The organism is Methylobacterium phyllostachyos, assembly GCF_900103445.1.
In the GTDB taxonomy this organism is placed as follows: Bacteria; Pseudomonadota; Alphaproteobacteria; order Rhizobiales; family Beijerinckiaceae; genus Methylobacterium; species Methylobacterium phyllostachyos.
The window spans coordinates 1-16,077 of sequence record NZ_FNHS01000019.1; the positions used below are offsets into that span (position 1 = coordinate 1).

Consider the following 16,077-nt stretch of genomic DNA (forward strand, 5'->3'; position numbering starts at 1 on the left):
TTCAAGATGGGCGCAGCCTCATTCTGCACCGTCGCTCCCCTCTCCCGACCCGCTTCGCGGGCCACCCTCCCCCGCAAAGGGGGGAGGGAGACGCGCGGAGCCTGCTTGCCTCCTCAATCCCGGACTGTCAGCGAGCTCGACCGCGAAAACCCAAACCGCGCCGATGTTGCTATAGCTCGGCGCCGAGACCAACGAACCGATTCGCCCGTGGCCATCGACCATATCGACCTCAGCCGGATCGACCTGAACCTGCTCGTCGCCCTCGACGCGCTCCTCGACGAGCGCAGCGTCACGCGCGCGGCCGCCCGGGTTGGGGTCGGCCAATCGGCGATGAGTTCGAGCCTCGCCCGGCTGCGCCGGCTGTTCGACGACGAACTCCTCACCCGCGCCCCCGACGGGATGCGCCCGACGCCCAGGGCGCTCAAGATCGCCGAGCCCCTGCGCGCCACCCTCCGGCAGGTCCAGGCACTGGTCCACCGTGAGGAAACGTTCGATCCGGCGACCGTCGAGCGCAGCTTCACGGTCAGCCTGCCCGACAGCGTCGAGGTGCTGCTCGGGCCACGCCTCATCGCGCAGCTGCGGCGGGAGGCCCCCGGGATCCGGTTGCTGCTGCGCTCCGTCGAGCGCTCCCGAATCCTCGATGAGCTCGACGCCGACCAAGTGGATATCGCCATCGGGTTGTTTTCGGAGGGCCAGCTCCACCACAAGCAGCGGCTACTCTACCGCGACAGCTACGTCGTGCTGTTCAACGCCGCGTTGATCGGCCTCGAGCCGCCGATCGGCCTCGACGATTACCTGCGGTTCCCCCACGTGCTGACCTCCCTGCGGGAGACTGCCCACGGGGTGGTGGACGACGCGCTCGCCCTGATCGGCCGGTCGCGGACGCTGGCCGTGACCACGCCGCGCTTCCTCGTCGTGCCGTTCCTGGTGCGCGCCGCGCCGGTGATCGCCACCATGCACGCACGCCTCGCCACCTCCTTCGCCGATGCCCTCGCGTTGAGCGTCAGCCCGGTGCCGGTGGCGCTGGAAGATGTGGCCGTCTCGATGCTCTGGCACGCCTCCTACGACCGCGACCCGGCCCATCGCTGGCTGCGGGATCTGCTGGTGCGGCTCGCCCACGAGCCGCCGCCGCCGGGCATTATTTGATACGGACTTGCGTTCGAACGCTCTGCTGAGCGCAGCGCCTGCCGTCATCACTTCGCTGCGCTCGCAAGGACGGGCGTGCCGACGGTAGCGATGAGACCGCGCCTTTACAGGCACGGATCCGCCGCCGCCTCCAGCCGCCCGCTGGCGATTGCGGCGCGGAAGAGTTCGAAATCGGCGGCGTTGCGCTCGGCATAGGCCATCGCCCAGTCGGCGATCGCGCTACCGAGACGATCGTTCTTGCCGCTGCCGCAATAGCCGGTGATCGCCGACGCGTCGCCGGTGCGGGCGTGGGCGCGGGCGAGCAGCGTCCCGTAGGCGTACGAGAAAGTCAGCAGTGAGGCGACCGACATCCGGGCCAGGGGGATCGCGCCCTTCAGGTTCTTCATCTGGCGCACGTAGAACGGGCGGTCCGCGATGCTGGTCCAGCCGAGCAACGGATCGCCCACTGCCTGAAGCAGGCGCTGACCGTAGATCACCCGCTCGCCCTCGTGGGCAGCGTAGGGATCGGGCATCCCCGGAAGGTATGGCGCGTGGGCCGGGCGGACCGCCTCCTTGACTTGGAGGAACAGCGCGTCCGCATCGGAATTGCCGAACAGCAGCGCGAGGTAGGCCCGGGTTCCGACACTGCCCACGCCAACGACCCGGTGGGCCACATCGACCACGTGGTAGCGGTCGAGCATGAAGCGGCGCTCGCGCGGCAGCGTCTCGGCGTAGCGCTCCAGCCCGCTGACCACGTCCTCCCGGGTGGCTTCGTCCACCGGCGTCAGGATCGGCGCGTCCGTCTTGAGGCGCCAGCTCCCGTCGGTGCGCCGCTCGGCGACCTGCTCGAGCAGGCTGCGGTTGTTGCGCCGCCGCGCCTTGTCCACCGCCCGCCGGACCACAGCCCGGGACTCGGCGTCGAGCCGCAGGCCGGAGATGTGGGGCGTGTCGACCCGCGTGGTCTGATACCACACGTCGAGGGAACCCTGCGGCGCCAGCCGCCGCATCGTCTGCTGGTAGCCGCAGACCGCCTCCATGACCGCCGCGCGGGACTCGCGGGCCGAGATGCCGGCCTCCGTGGTCGCCACCGCGAGGCCGGCGGCGAGGCGCTTCAGGTCCCATTCCCACGGGCCGATCGTCACCTCGTCGAAATCGTTGAGGTCGAGGACGATATCGCGCTGGGGCGTGCCGAACAGGCCGAAATTGTCGGTGTGCGCGTCGCCGTTCATCACGACGTCGATGCCGCTGCGCGGCCCGCGCGACAGGTCCCAGGCCATGACGTGCGCGGCACCCCGCAGGAACGCGAAGGGCGAGGTCGCCATCCGGGCCACCCGCAGCGGGATCAGGTGGGGCTGGCGCCCCTCATGGGCCGCCTCGATCAGGGCGATCGGGTCGGGCCGGTCCGGATCGGGGGCGAACTCGCCCTGCGCCGCGTGAGGAACTTTTTCCCGCAGCGTCTTCCCGGCATGGCGGCGCTTGTCCCACGATTCGACGCCGGCGCGGAGGTCGATGCGCGGGAAATCCGCGATCGGCGCCAGCACGGGATCCGCGTCCGCCTGGGCCGATCCCGAGGCTGCATCCGCCGGATCCTGCTCGATGACCGTCCGTTCCATGAATTCAAAATTCCCCGACCTCACGACAACCTTGACCGTGCCGCCACGTTCCGCGGTGCGACAAGTCTGGTGGGGATACCCGGTGGGGATAGCATCACGCCGTCTCTGTGACTGTTCGCGCCTGAACCGGTCTTGACCACTTCCGATGGCGGCCCTCTAACCACCCGACGCGCCGCCAAGACTTTCTTCGCCGAGCGACGCAGGTACGCCGACGCATCAGCGAGACTCCGCATGCCCAAGGGTTCAGATCTGCTCGTCGCAGCCCTCGAGAATGAAGGTGTCGACCGCATCTTCGGGATCCCCGGCGAGGAGAATCTCGACGTCGTCGAATCCCTGCGCAACTCCAAGATCGAGCTGGTGCTCACCCGCCACGAGCAGGCGGCGAGCTTCATGGCGGCGACCCACGGCCGGCTGACCGGCCGCCCCGGCGTCTGCCTCTCGACGCTCGGGCCCGGCGCCCTGAACTTCTCCACCGGCGCCGCCTATGCGCATCTCGGCGCGATGCCGATGATCATCATCACCGGCCAGAAGGGCATCCTGTCCGCGCGCCAGGCCAAGTTCCAGATCGTCGACGTGATCTCGTCGATGAAGCCGATCACCAAGATGGCCCGGCAGATCGTCTCGGCCTCCTCGATCCCGACCATCGTGCGCGACGCCTTCCGGGTCGCCACCGAGGAGCGGCCCGGCCCGGTCCTGCTGGAGCTGCCGGAGGACATCGCCGCCGAGGAAGCGGAGGCGGATCTCGTGCCCTCGCACCCGATCGACATCCCGGTCGCCCATCCGGCCGCGATCGACCGCGCCGCCGCCATGATCCTGGCGGCCAAGCGCCCGCTGGTCATGCTGGGCGCCGCCGCCAGCCGCCCCCGCGCCACCGGTGAACTCGGCGGCTTCGTGCAGCGCACCGGCATCCCGTTCTTCACCACCCAGATGGGCAAGGGCACCGTCGCGGGCGGGACCGACCTCTACATGGGCACCGCGGCGCTCTCCGAGCGCGACTACGTCCACGAGGCGATCGACAAGGCCGATCTCATCATCGCCATCGGCCATGACACGATCGAGAAGCCGCCCTTCTTCATGGGCCAGGCCGACCAGAAGGTCCTGCACATCAGCTACATGCCGGCCAACGTGGAGCAGGTGTATTACCCCGACGCCGAGGTGGTCGGCGATCTCGGGCCGACGCTGAAGCTCCTGGCCGACAAGCTCGACGGAAAGCTGCCGAACGCCGGCGCGCTGCTGCACCTGCGCGAGCACATCCTCAGCCATATCGGCGACCGGGCTGGCGAAGACCGCTTCCCGGTGACGCCGCAGCGCCTCGTGCGCGATGTGCGCCGGGTCATCCCCGAGGACGGAATCGTCTGCCTCGACAACGGGATGTATAAGATCTGGTTCGCCCGGAACTACCGCACCTACGTGGCCAACACGCTGCTCCTCGACAACGCGCTGGCCACCATGGGCGCGGGCCTGCCCTCGGCCATGATGGCGGCGATGCTCTACCCGAAGCGGCGCGTCATGGCGGTCTGCGGCGACGGCGGGTTCATGATGAACAGCCAGGAGATGGAGACCGCCGTCCGGCTCAAGCTCAATCTCGTGGTGCTGGTGCTCGACGACTCGGCCTACGGGATGATCCGCTGGAAGCAGGCGGTCGACAAGTTCGCCGATTACGGCATGACCTTCAACAACCCGGACTTCGTCCTCTACGCGAAGTCGTACGGCGCTACCGGCCACCGGGTAGAGTCGGTCAACGACCTGGTGCCGACGCTGGACCGCGCCTTCGCGGCGGGCGGCGTCCACCTCGTGGCGGTGCCGATCGACTATTCCGAGAACACCCGCGTGCTGGTCGATGAGCTGCGCGCCAAGGTGAAGGATTTCGAGCCCGCCGAGTGAGTTCGGCATCACGATAGGGCAGTGCGATGAACCCGTTCACCTTCCAGACCACGCCGAACGTGCTGTTCGAGGCCGGTGCCTCCAAGAAGCTGCCCGAGATCGTCGGCAGCTTCGGCGCCAAGCGCGTCCTGCTCGTCACCGACAAGGGCGTGCGCAGCGCCGGCCTCACCAAGGCCGCCGAGGCGGCTTTGGCGGCAGCCGGCATCACCCTCGACGTCTACGAGGACGTGGTCGCCGATCCGCCCTCCATGGTGATCGAGGCGGCGGCCAAGCGCGCCCGGGAACTCGGGACCGACCTCGTCCTGTCGATCGGCGGCGGCTCGGCGCTCGATACCGCCAAGCTCGTGGCCTATCTCGCCAAGTCGGACGAGCCGCTGGAGTCGATCTACGGCGTCGGCCTCGCCAAGGGCGACCGCCTGCCGCTGATCCTCGTGCCGACCACGGCCGGCACCGGCTCGGAGGTGACGCCGATTTCGATCGTCACGACGCCGACCACCGAGAAGAAGGGCGTCGTCGCCCCGAAGCTCCTGCCCGACTGGGCGGTGCTCGACCCGGAGCTGACGCTGGGCCTGCCGTCCCACGTGACGGCGGCCACCGGCATCGACGCCATGGTGCATGCCATCGAGGCCTTCACCAGCAAGAACAAGAAGAACCCGATCTCCGACCAGCTTGCCAAGCAGGCGCTGGCGCTGCTCTCGGCCAACATCCGCACCGCCTGCACGGACGGCAAGAATCTCGAGGCGCGCTCCGGCATGCTGCTCGGCTCGATGCTGGCCGGCATGGCCTTCGCCAACGCGCCGGTGGCGGCGGTGCATGCGCTCGCCTACCCGGTGGGCGCGATCTTCCACGTGCCGCACGGGCTCTCGAACGCCCTGGTGCTGATGGGGGTGATGCGCTTCAACCTCTCACACGCGGAGGCGCTCTATGCCGAGCTCGCGCCGATCCTCGATCCCGCGGCCGCCGACCTGCCGCAGCCCGAGGCCGCCAAGCGCTTCGTGGACAGCCTCGACGCGATCTGCCGCGACTGCAAGGTGCCGGCCTCGCTCGCCGAGGTCGGCGTCGCCCGGCAGGATCTGGAGCGCATGGCCTCCGACGCGATGAAGCAGACCCGGCTCCTCGTGAACAACCCGCGCGAGGTCACCTACGACGACGCCTTCCGGATCTACGCCGAGGCTCTTGGCGAGGCGCGTCCGGCGGCGTGAAGACGGGCTGGCCGGCTCCGTCATCACGAGCGCAGCGAAGTGACCCAGGGTCGCGCACGGCTGCCGGACCGTAGCGCTGCTGGATTGCTTCGCTCCGCTCGCAAAGACGCGGGCGGGTTGTCAGCCTCCGGGCTGTGGGGAGAAACGCCAGCATGGACCAGTTCGACGCGTTCCGGGCGATGGGCGAGTTCTGGACGCGGGCGGCCGCGGGCTTCCTCGCGCCCGGCTTCGGGAGAACCACCCCGGCCCTGAGCTGGTCGGAATTCCCGAGCGCCGATCTCGCCGGGCTCGCCACCGCGCAGGCCAAGTTGACCGAGGCCTGGACCGCGGCGACCGCCCTCTCCCAGGCCCTAACCAAATCGCTCCAGGGTGGCCCCGATGCCCCGGACCCCACGGCTGGGGCGGTGCTCGCCCGGATCTTCGATCCGCAGGCCTGGCTTGGCGGCTCGGCCGAGTTCGACGCCGCGCTGACCCGCATGTCCGAGGGGCCGCAGCTTGCCGACCTGTGGCAGACCGAACGACGCTACGCCGCCCTGTTCACCGCCTGGGCTGCGCTCCGGCGGGCGCAGAGCGAGCACCAGGCTGTCATGCTCGACGCCTGGACCCGAGCCGCCGGCACCTTCGCCCAGGAGGCGAATGCCCTCGCCGAACGCGGCGAGAGCTTTGCCTCCGCCCGCGCCATGATGGGCCGGTGGATCGAGACCGCCAACGCGGTGCTCTTGGACGTCCAGCGCTCGGAGACGTTTCTCACCTCGCAACGGGCGGTGCTGCGCGCCTCCACCGATCTGCGCCTCGCCCAGCAGGACGTCGCGGCCTTCCTGTCCGAGTTCTACGGCCAGCCGACCCGGGCCGAACTCGACGACGTTCACAAGAGCCTGACCGAGTTGCGCCGCGAAGTCCGGGCGCTGCGCCGCGAGCGGCGGCAGGCCGGTAAGGCCGCGAAGGCGGGTGGTTCACAGGTCGGGGAGGACGCCCATGGCTGATCAGGAAAGCCCGAAGGGGCCGGCCGCACCGCTGAATCTCACCCCCGCCGCGTTGCTGGCCGAGGTCGGCACCCTCGGGCGCCGTCTCAGCGAGGGGGCCAAGCTGTTCGCCGATGTCAGCGACGCGGATGTCGAGATCGCCACCACGCCGAAGGATCTGGTCTGGCACCAGGACAAGGTCAGCCTCTACCGCTACCGGCCGCTCGCGGAGAGCAAGGGTCTGCCGCCGGTGCTGATCGTCTACGGGCTGATCGGCCGCTACACGATGGCCGATCTGCAGGAGGACCGATCCCTCGTCCGCAACCTGCTCAACCTCGGCCTCGACCTCTACGTGGTCGATTGGGGCAATCCCGGCCGGGCCGACCGTTACGTCACCATCGACGATTACGTAGACGGCTACCTCGCCGAGTGCGTCGCCTTCATCCAGGAGGCGGCCGGGCGCGAGAAGGTCAGCCTGCTCGGCATCTGCGAAGGTGGGGTGTTCACGACCTGCTACGCGGCGCTCTACCCCGAGACCGTCAACGCGATGGTGCTGACCATCACGCCGATCGACTTCCACGCTGACACTCAGAACGCCCGGGCCGGCCACGGCTTCATCAACGTTTGGACGCGTTCGCTCACGCCGGAGGACATCGACCGGCTGATCGAGGCTCAAGGGTCGTTGCCTGGGGCCTTCATGGGCTCGGTGTTCTCGATGATGACGCCGATGCGCACCATGACGAAGTACAACCTCGACCTGCTCGACGCCCTCGACGACAAGAAGAAGTTCCTGAACTTCCTCCGCATGGAGAAGTGGATCGCCGACCGGCCGGATCATCCGGGCGAAGCCGCCAAGCAGTGGCTGAAGGACCTCTATCAGGACAACAAGCTGGTCCAGAGCGCCTTCGAGCTCGGCGGCCGGCGGGTGGACCTCAAGGCCATCACCTGCCCGGTGCTGAACGTGTTCGCGCAGGACGACCACATCATCCCGCCCGCCACCTCGCAGGCACTGAAGGATAAGATCGGCACCGCGGATTACACCGAGATGGGTCTGCCCGGCGGCCATGTCGGGGTGTTCGTCGGCGGCAAGGCACAGAAGCTGCTGGGGTCGGGCATCGCCGAGTGGCTGGGCCAGCGGGGGTAGGATGGTGGCGCAGGGATTTTTGCAAGGCGCGACGCCCCTCCCCTCCCCCCTTTGCGGGGGAGGGTGGCCCCCGAAGGGGGTCGGGAGAGGGGAACCCGGCTTCCGGAGGTGTCGCGGCCTTCATGAAGGCTGGAGCGTCATTCTGCACCGTCGCTCCCCTCTCCCGACCCCTGCTGACGCAGGGGTCACCCTCCCCCGCAGAGGGGGGAGGGTGACGCGCGCGGTCCGGCCGCCGAGGACCACCCCATGGGCAGCCTGAAGAACAAGCTCGTCAGCGCGGACGAGGCCGCCGCCATCCTGCAGGATGGCGACATGGTCGCGGTGTCGGGCTTCGTCGGCATCGGCACGCCGGACGAACTGATCCTGGCACTCGCCCGCCGCTTCGAATCCGGTGCCGGCCCGCACGGGATCGGCCTGATGTTCGCCGCCGCCCCCGGCGACGGCAAGGAGCGCGGCCTCAATCGCCTCGCGATCCCCGGCCTCGTCAAGCGCGTCGTCGGCGGCCACTGGGCCCTCGTGCCGAAGCTCGGCGCCTTGGCGGTGGAGGGCCAGATCGAGGCCTACAACCTGCCGCTGGGCGTCGTCTCGCATCTCTACCGGGAGATCGCCGCCCACACGCCCGGCCACATCACCAAGGTGGGCCTGCGCACCTTCGTCGACCCGCGCCTGGAAGGCGGCAAGCTCAACGCCGTCACGAAGGAAGATCTCGTCAGCTTGGTCGAGCTCGGCGGGGAATCCTGGCTCCACTACAAGGCGTTTCCGGTGAACGTCGCGCTGATCCGCGGCACCACCGCCGATCCCGCCGGCAACATCACCATGGAGCGCGAAGCGCTGACGCTGGACAACCTCGCCGCCGCCATGGCGGCGAAGAACTCCGGCGGCTTCGTCATCGCGCAGGTCGAGCGCTTGGCCGAGGCCGGCTCGCTCAACCCGCGGGAGGTGCAGGTCCCGGGCATCCTGGTCGATTGCGTGGTGCTGAGCCAGCCGGAGAACCACCGTCAGACCTACGGCACGCCCTACAATCACGCCTTCACGGGCCGCCAGCGCGTGCCGCTGGACCGGATCCCGCCGATGGCGCTCGACGCGCGAAAGATCGTCGCCCGGCGCTGCGCCTTCGAATTGCCACCGGGGGGCGTGGTCAATCTCGGCATCGGCATGCCGGAGGGCGTGGCGGCGGTCGCCGCCGAGGAGCGGGTGCTCAAGTACCTGACGCTGACCGCCGAGCCCGGGGTGATCGGCGGCCTGCCGCAGGGTGGGCTCGATTTCGGCGCCGCCCTGAACCCGGCCGCGGTGCTGCACCAGAACCAGCAATTTGATTTCTACGATGGCGGCGGCCTCGATCTCGCCTGCCTCGGCCTCGCTCAGTGCGACGCGGAGGGCAACGTCAATGTCAGCCGGTTCGGCAAAAGGCTCGCGGGCGCGGGCGGCTTCATCAACATCTCGCAGAACGCCAAGAGCCTCGTCTTCGCCGGCACCTTCACGGCCGATGGCTTGAAGGTCGCGGTCGAGGGCGACGGGATCCGCATCCTCTCCGAGGGCCGCTCCCAAAAATTCATCGCGGCGGTCGAGCAAGTGACCTTCTCGGGGGCCTACGCGGCCGATCGCGGCCAACCGGTGCTCTACGTGACCGAGCGCTGCGTCTTCCGCCGAACCCGCGCCGGCATGGAACTCGTCGAGGTCGCGCCGGGCGTGGATATCGAGCGGGACATCCTCGGCCAGATGGGCTTCGCGCCGATCGTGCAGAACCCGAAGCCGATGGATCCGCGCCTGTTCCGCGACGCCGTGATGGGTCTGGAGCCGTGGCTGCTCGGCCTCTCCATGGCGGAGCGGATCAGCTACGATCCGGAGCGCAACATCCTGTTCTCGAATCTCGAAGGCTTTCAGGTCCGGACCATCGAGGATGTCGAGCTGGTGCGCCGGGAATACGAGCGCGCCTGCCAGGAGATCGGCCGCAAGGTCCACCTCATCGCCAATTACGACGGGTTCGAGATCGACCCGACGGTGAGCGATGCCTATTTCTCGGCGATCGCTTATCTGGAAAAGCGGTATTATGAGACAGCATCGCGCTACACGACGAGCGCGTTCCTGCGATTGAAACTCGGCGCCTCGCTGGCGAGCCGCGATCTGGCTCCCCACGTATTCGAGACAAGAGCCGAGGCCCAGGCGAGGAATACGGCCCAGGGCGTGACCCTCAAGCCGCGGATTGCGATGTCGAACTCCGACGTGCCGCATCCGCCGAAGGAACCGTTGGATGCCTGAGACCGAGATTCCCACCCTGAAGGATCGCGCCCTGCTGGTCGAAGCCTGCCTCGTCGGCGGCGCCTGGACCAAGGCCGGCTCCGGCAGCATCGATGTGACCAATCCCGCCACCGGTGCGGTCATCGCCCGCGTGCCGAATGCCGGCGCCGAGGAGACGCGGGCTGCGATCCAGGCGGCGCATGCGGCCTATCCAGCGTGGCGCGCCAAGACCGCCAACGAGCGCGCCGTGCTGCTGCGCAAGCTCGCGGCCCTCGTTACCGAGCATCAGGAGGATCTGGCGCAGATCCTCACCGCCGAGCAGGGCAAGTCGCTGACTGAATCCCGCGGCGAGGTCGCCATGTCGGCGGCCTACGTGCTGTGGTTCGCCGAGGAAGCGCGGCGCGTCTACGGCGACGTGATCCCCTCCCCCTGGGGCGACCGCAAGATCCTTGTCACCAAGGAGCCGGTGGGCGTGGTGGCGGCGATCACGCCCTGGAATTTCCCGTCCTCGATGATCGCCCGCAAGATCGCCCCGGCTCTGGCTGCCGGCTGCCCGATCGTGATCAAGCCCGCCTCGCAGACCCCGCTCTCCGGCCTCGCCTGGGGCGTCCTGTGCGAGCGCGCGGGCTTCCCGGCCGGCGTCGTGAGCATCCTCACCGGTTCGGCCCGCGCCATCGGCGCCGAGATGACCGGCAACCCGCTCGTCAAGAAGATCACGTTCACCGGCTCGACCGAGGTCGGCAAGGTGCTGCTGGAGCAGGCCTCGCACACAGTGAAGAAGGTCTCGATGGAGCTGGGCGGCAACGCGCCCTTCATCGTGTTCGACGATGCCGACATCGACCGGGCCGTGGCCGGCGCGATGCTGGCCAAGTACCGGAATTCCGGCCAGACCTGCATCTGCACCAACCGCTTCCTGGTGCAGGACGGGATCTACGATGCCTTCGCGGAGAAGATGGCGGAGGCGGCCAACCGCCTGAAGGTCGGCAACGGCATCGAGGACGGTGTGGCTCAGGGGCCGCTGATCGACATGGCCGCGGTGGAGAAGACCGAGGCGCATATCCGCGACGCCGTCGAGAAGGGCGGCCGGGTGATCGCGGGCGGGCACCGCCACGCGCTCGGCGGCCAGTTCTTCGAGCCGACCGTGATCACCGGCGCGACCCCAGCCATGGATGTCGCCCGCGAGGAGACCTTCGGGCCGCTGGCGCCGCTGTTCCGCTTCCGCGACGAGGCGGAGGCGATCCGAATGGCCAACGACACCGAGTACGGGCTCGCCTGTTACTTCTACACCCGCGACCTCGGCCGGACCTTCCGGGTGGCGGAGGCGCTGGAATACGGCATGGTCGGGATCAACGAGGGGATCATCACCACCGAGGTGGCGCCCTTCGGCGGCGTGAAGGAATCGGGTCTCGGCCGCGAGGGGTCGTATCAGGGGATCGAGGATTACCTGAACACGAAGTACCTGTGCGTGGGTGGGCTGGGCGCATAGGGCGCGGCTTCGACTTGATACGTATTGCGATCTGACGGGCACCCCCTCCCCCCTTTGCGGGGGAGGGGGGGCCGGCCGTCAGGCCGGGTCGGGAGAGGGGAGCGCGGTTTCCGGACAAGGCAAAGCCTTCATGAAGGCCGGCGTTTCATCCTGTGCCGTTGCTCCCCTCTCCCGACCCCCTTCGGGGGACACCCTCCCCCGCAGAGGGGGGAGGGAGAACCGGCGCGCCTAGGCCTACCGCGTGTGCTTACTTCCCGCTCGGCGCCGCGCCGCTGCCGGTGGTGCCGTTGCCCATGCTGCTGCCGGCCGGCGCGCCAGGGGTGCTGACCCGCGGGCCGCCGCTGGTGCCGGGGGCCATGCCGACACCTGTCGAGCCGGTGCGCTCCATGGCACCGGTCGAGGTGCCGCCCACGGTGCCGGACTTGTTGACGTTGCCCTGATTGGCGCCGCCAGTCTGCGGTGCCTGGGCCAGTGCGGCGCCCGATGTGGCGAGCACGAGGGACGTGGCGAGCGCGAGGATCGTCTTGGACATGGGGACTCCTGGATCGGCGTTGCGTCGTTCCAGGCCAACCCGAGGCCGGCGGGAATGTTCAGCGAGCCAGCGCCTCGCGCCAGCCCGACCAGGACCGGCGCAGGGCATCCCAGCGCAGCGCCCCCCCGCCCGTCTCCGGAGCGATCGACACGGTGGCGGTGCGGCCGCTGACGAGGCGCGGGTCCGCGACGCCGGGATCGAGGGCGATCCGCACCGGGATGCGCTGGGCGAGGCGCACCCACGAGAAGGTCGGGTTCACGTTGGCCAACAGGTTCGTGGCGTCGCTGCGGCCGGTCTCGGCGATGCCGCCCGCGATGCTGGCGACATGGCCCTTGAGCACGCCGGCCTCGCCCATCAACTGCACGGTCGCCGGGGCGCCGACCTGGATGCGCGGCAGCTTGGTCTCCTCGAAATAACCCTCGATCCGCACCGTGTCGCTGTCGATCAGCGCCATCACGCCGTGGCCGGTGGTGACGTAGGCGCCCGGGCGCAGCTCCATGTTGGCGATCCGGCCGTTGACCGAGGCGCGCACCGCCGAGCGCTCCAGGTTGAGCTTGGCGAGGTCACGGTCGGCCTTGGCCTGCTCGTAGGCGGCCTGCGCCGCGAGATCCGCCGCCTTGGCGGCCTCGACCTTCTGCTGAGAGACCGCCGCGTCGCTGAGCTTGGAATAACGGGCGTAATCGGCGGCCGTCTGCTCGGCCGTGGCCTTGCGGCCCTCGACCACCGCCTCCGCCTGACGCAGGCCGAGGCGGAACCGGTCCGGATCAATGCGGAACAGAACGTCGCCCTTCCGGACGACCTGATTGTCCTCCACCAGCACCTCGGTCACGAGACCCGAGACGTCGGGAGCCACCGCCACCACGTCGGCCCGCACCCGCCCGTCGCGGGTCCAGGGGGCGTCCATGTAGTAGTCCCAGAGCGCGAGGCCGACGACCAGCGCCACCGCGACCATGCCGAGGGTGACCAGAAGGCGTCCGGCGAGGGAGAGGAAGGCGGTCATGGCAGGGTCCCCTGGGCGAGGGTCACGACGCCGCCCAGCAGGACGACGTAGAGGGCGAGGTCGAAGAGCGGCCGGTGCCAGACGAGGCGGTAGAAGCCGGTCGCCACGAGCAGGCGGCGCAGCGGCAGGCTCAGCGCGAAGGCGATCGCCATCCAGAGCGCCAGCCCCGGGATGAACACGCCATAGAGGTCAATCTCGCCCATCATGCCGCCATCTCCCGCGCGTTCGGCCGGGGCGCCGCGTCCCGGTAGGGTGGCGCCTCTGGGAAGAGACCGCGGCGCAGGCCCGTCAGGCCGATCAGGGCGGCCCGGCGCTCCGGCGTTTGAGCGGCGCACGCTACGGCGTCCAGGGCGTCGTCCAGCGTGGCCAGAAGGTCAGGGTCATCGATCCGGCCGCGCAGCCGGCGCGCCGCGAGCGCCAGGGTCGCGTCGACGGATATGCGCGCCGCTCCCGTGAGCCGTCTGCGGACCCGGCGCACCTCCACGAGGTTGATGCCGACACGCACGTCGGCCAGGAGGTCGCCGAGGGCTGCGGCCTCCTCTGCCGGCAGCGTGGCGAGGCGCGGGGCGATCAGGCCGACGCGGTCGAGCATCAGGGCGGCGAGTTCGAGCCCGTGCCCGGCGCCGCGCCCGTCCGCGGCCGCCGCGAGGCTGCGGCGGTTGATCCGGACTAGACGACGGGCACTCCAGGCCGCCCCAACCGAGCGGACCAGCCGGATCACCACCGCGGCGATCCACATGCCGACCACCGAGGCGATCACCGAATTGGCAAACGGCGCGAAGTCGCCGCTGTAGCCGTTCTGCAGCGCCAGCAGGGTCGCGCCATTCAGCGCCGCGCCCATGCCCATTGGAGCGGTGCGGGGCTGCGTCATCGCCAGACCGCAGAGGATCAGGGCCGGCGCGAGGGCGAGCGCCACCATCTCGAAGGAGGTGGCGAGCGGCAGGATCGCGAACAGGTAGAGGCCCGCCCCCGTGGCGCCGACCAGGGCGGAATTCGTGAAGCCGAGGATCTGCGGGGTCGGGTCATCCTGGGTCGCGAACAGGCAGCAGGCGACCGCCCCCATCATCGGAGCGGCCGATCCGTCCGGCCAGCCTGTGGCGATCCAGATCGCGCAGCAGACCAGAAGGCCCACGAACACGCCGAAGGCCGAGAACGCCGCCAGCCCGTAGTCGCGGTGGCGGATGCGCGTGACCCGCGCCGTATAGGTGAAGGCGAGCGGAGCCACCGGCGCCGTCCCGGCCTGGAGATGCGAGCGCAGGACACGGAGATCCTCGCGCAGATCGATGACGTCGCGCAGGCGCGCGGCGAGGCTCGCCAACAGGAGGGCCGTCCAGGTCGTGTCGCGGGTCAGGGGCGGATCGATCCCGGCGATCCGCTCGCGCAGGCGGTCCGCGTCGTCCGGAGTGCCATCCGACGACAGCCAGAGCGCGAGGTCCGACAGGAGCGCGCGGAGCCGGGCCGGCTGCGCACCGGCCTGCTCCAGCGCCGCCACGCGGTCGGACAGGGCCGCGACGATCGGCAGGACCATCAGCATGTGCTGGCGCAGGGGCGCGAAGGCCGCAGCCGCCCGCTCCGCGCCGGTGGCCTCGTTGCGCAGGGCGAGGCCGAGGCCGTCGAGGGCCAGTGCGTCCGAGGCGAGGCGCAGGCTGTGGCCGGTCTCGCCGGCCTGAGGCATGCGGGTTCGCTGGAGCGCCGCCAGCGTCCAGGATCGGGCCTCGGCCAGCCAGGCTTCGAGGCGTGCCACGATGGCCGGCGCCGCCGATTGCGGGAGCACCAGGGTCGCGACGAGGCTGGCGCAGAGGATGCCGAGACCGATCTCCTCGGCCCGCGCCACGGCGGTGTCGAAGATCGCGCCCGGATCGTCGACCGCCGGGAAGCCGATCAGCGCCGCGGTGTAGCCGGCGAGCATGGGCAGGTAGCTCGCGGGCGTGCGATCCAGCAGCGCGATGAAGAGGCAGAGCGCGACCCAGAGCGCCACCGCAAGGCTGAGTAGCACCGGCGCATCGACCAGGTTCGGCACCAGCGCCACGCTCACGGCGGCGCCGAGCGCCGTGCCGCAGAGGCGGTAGACGGCCTTCGAGCGGGTCGCGCCCGAGAGGACCTGGCTGGTGATGTAGACGGTGCCCAGCGCCCAATAGGGCCGCGGCAGGTCGATCCACAGCGCCAGGAACAGGGCGAGCATCGCCGCCGCGTAGGTTTTCAGGGCGAAGGCCCAGTCGCGCCAACCGGGGAGGGTCACGGCGTGGGCTCCAGGGCCGGCGCGGTCTCGCCGGTGCCGCGGTCGTGACGCTGAAGCGCCGCGAAGACCCGCAGGCTCGCGTCGAGGTCGGCGCGGCTGATCCCGGCGAAGACCTGCGCCCGCAGTGCCCTGAGGGCGACCTCGATCTGCGCGACCACGTCCCGGCCCTGCGCTGTCAGGGCCAGCACCTTGGCGCGGCGGTCGGACGGATCCTCCCGGCGTACCACGAGGCCGGCCGCCGCGAGCTGATCGAGCAGCCGGACCAGCGAGGGCCCTTCGATCCCGACGGCCTCCGCGAGCGCGTTCTGCCGCGGCTCGCCGGACAGGCGGCCGATCGTCACCAGGGGCAGCGCGACGGCATCGGACAGGCCGTGAGCCTCGGCGATCGTGTTGGCCGCCCGGCGCCACTGCCGCCCGGCCGTCTGGAGAGCCTGGGTGTAGGTCTGCCGCAGCAGTTCCAACTCGCCGGCATCGTCGGTGGACGGCATTCCGCCAAGGCCCTTGCCTACCACGCCCGGCTTCGCGCCAGGGCTAAATCGATCTGTTGCTGATAGATAGCATGCTATCGATTTGGTCGAGCAGAGGCAGGATGGGCGCCGCTGGGCTGCGCGGGGTGCATGTTCGGAAGGGTTGGCCAGGCGCTTCGTCGCCC

At 69.9% G+C, this 16,077-nt stretch carries 13 protein-coding genes; 7 read left to right on the forward strand and 6 right to left on the reverse strand.

Annotation, left to right across the window (positions count from 1 at the left end; all coding sequences use genetic code 11):
• The first annotated feature begins 207 nt into the window (after window positions 1-207).
• Window positions 208-1,146 (forward strand): LysR family transcriptional regulator, encoded by a 939-nt coding sequence (locus tag BLQ49_RS24495; RefSeq protein WP_091721009.1) that lies wholly within the window; start codon window positions 208-210, stop codon window positions 1,144-1,146.
• Between the two features lie 104 nt (window positions 1,147-1,250).
• Here the strand turns inward: BLQ49_RS24495 and BLQ49_RS24500 are convergent, their stop codons facing one another.
• The gene (locus tag BLQ49_RS24500; RefSeq protein ID WP_091721012.1) at window positions 1,251-2,738 is read right to left on the reverse strand and encodes a DUF2252 domain-containing protein; all 1,488 of its coding nucleotides are present in this window, start codon (window positions 2,736-2,738) and stop codon (window positions 1,251-1,253) included.
• A 231-nt stretch (window positions 2,739-2,969) separates the two neighbouring features.
• Here BLQ49_RS24500 and BLQ49_RS24505 point away from each other — a divergent pair, with 231 nt between their 5' ends.
• From BLQ49_RS24505 to BLQ49_RS24530, 6 genes are all read left to right on the forward strand, one after another.
• On the forward strand, window positions 2,970-4,622 hold the full coding sequence (locus BLQ49_RS24505; RefSeq protein WP_091721015.1) for an acetolactate synthase large subunit: 1,653 nt from the start codon (window positions 2,970-2,972) through the stop codon (window positions 4,620-4,622).
• Window positions 4,623-4,648: 26 nt separating this feature from the next.
• Window positions 4,649-5,824, forward strand: a complete 1,176-nt coding sequence (locus BLQ49_RS24510; protein WP_091721017.1) for an iron-containing alcohol dehydrogenase — start codon at window positions 4,649-4,651, stop codon at window positions 5,822-5,824.
• A gap of 152 nt (window positions 5,825-5,976) precedes the next feature.
• Window positions 5,977-6,807, forward strand: a complete 831-nt coding sequence (locus BLQ49_RS24515; protein WP_091721020.1) for a poly(R)-hydroxyalkanoic acid synthase subunit PhaE — start codon at window positions 5,977-5,979, stop codon at window positions 6,805-6,807.
• The gene (gene phaC / locus BLQ49_RS24520; protein WP_091721022.1) at window positions 6,800-7,930 is read left to right on the forward strand and encodes a class III poly(R)-hydroxyalkanoic acid synthase subunit PhaC; all 1,131 of its coding nucleotides are present in this window, start codon (window positions 6,800-6,802) and stop codon (window positions 7,928-7,930) included. Before BLQ49_RS24515 ends, phaC begins: the two co-directional genes overlap by 8 nt.
• 246 nt (window positions 7,931-8,176) lie before the next feature.
• Window positions 8,177-10,189, forward strand: coding sequence for an acyl CoA:acetate/3-ketoacid CoA transferase (locus tag BLQ49_RS24525; protein ID WP_091721025.1), 2,013 nt, complete (start codon window positions 8,177-8,179; stop codon window positions 10,187-10,189).
• Window positions 10,182-11,654, forward strand: coding sequence for an NAD-dependent succinate-semialdehyde dehydrogenase (locus tag BLQ49_RS24530; protein WP_091721027.1), 1,473 nt, complete (start codon window positions 10,182-10,184; stop codon window positions 11,652-11,654). Before BLQ49_RS24525 ends, BLQ49_RS24530 begins: the two co-directional genes overlap by 8 nt.
• 247 nt (window positions 11,655-11,901) lie before the next feature.
• Here BLQ49_RS24530 and BLQ49_RS24535 read toward each other — a convergent pair whose 3' ends face one another.
• Genes BLQ49_RS24535 through BLQ49_RS24555 form a run of 5 tightly spaced genes read right to left on the reverse strand, consistent with a single transcriptional unit; the run spans window position 11,902 to window position 15,913 of the window.
• The gene (locus BLQ49_RS24535; RefSeq protein ID WP_091721030.1) at window positions 11,902-12,186 is read right to left on the reverse strand and encodes a hypothetical protein; all 285 of its coding nucleotides are present in this window, start codon (window positions 12,184-12,186) and stop codon (window positions 11,902-11,904) included.
• A gap of 58 nt (window positions 12,187-12,244) precedes the next feature.
• Window positions 12,245-13,186 carry an efflux RND transporter periplasmic adaptor subunit gene (locus tag BLQ49_RS24540; RefSeq protein WP_091721033.1) on the reverse strand — a complete coding sequence of 314 codons (942 nt, stop codon included), beginning with the start codon at window positions 13,184-13,186 and terminating at the stop codon, window positions 12,245-12,247.
• Entirely contained in the window at window positions 13,183-13,392 is a 210-nt protein-coding gene (locus BLQ49_RS24545; protein ID WP_091721035.1) for a DUF1656 domain-containing protein, read from the reverse strand. The genes BLQ49_RS24540 and BLQ49_RS24545 overlap by 4 nt, the downstream gene beginning before the upstream one ends.
• Entirely contained in the window at window positions 13,389-15,425 is a 2,037-nt protein-coding gene (locus BLQ49_RS24550) for an FUSC family protein (protein ID WP_091721038.1), read from the reverse strand. The genes BLQ49_RS24545 and BLQ49_RS24550 overlap by 4 nt, the downstream gene beginning before the upstream one ends.
• Window positions 15,422-15,913, reverse strand: a complete 492-nt coding sequence (locus BLQ49_RS24555) for a MarR family winged helix-turn-helix transcriptional regulator (protein ID WP_091721041.1) — start codon at window positions 15,911-15,913, stop codon at window positions 15,422-15,424. The genes BLQ49_RS24550 and BLQ49_RS24555 overlap by 4 nt, the downstream gene beginning before the upstream one ends.
• Window positions 15,914-16,077: the final 164 nt, after the last annotated feature.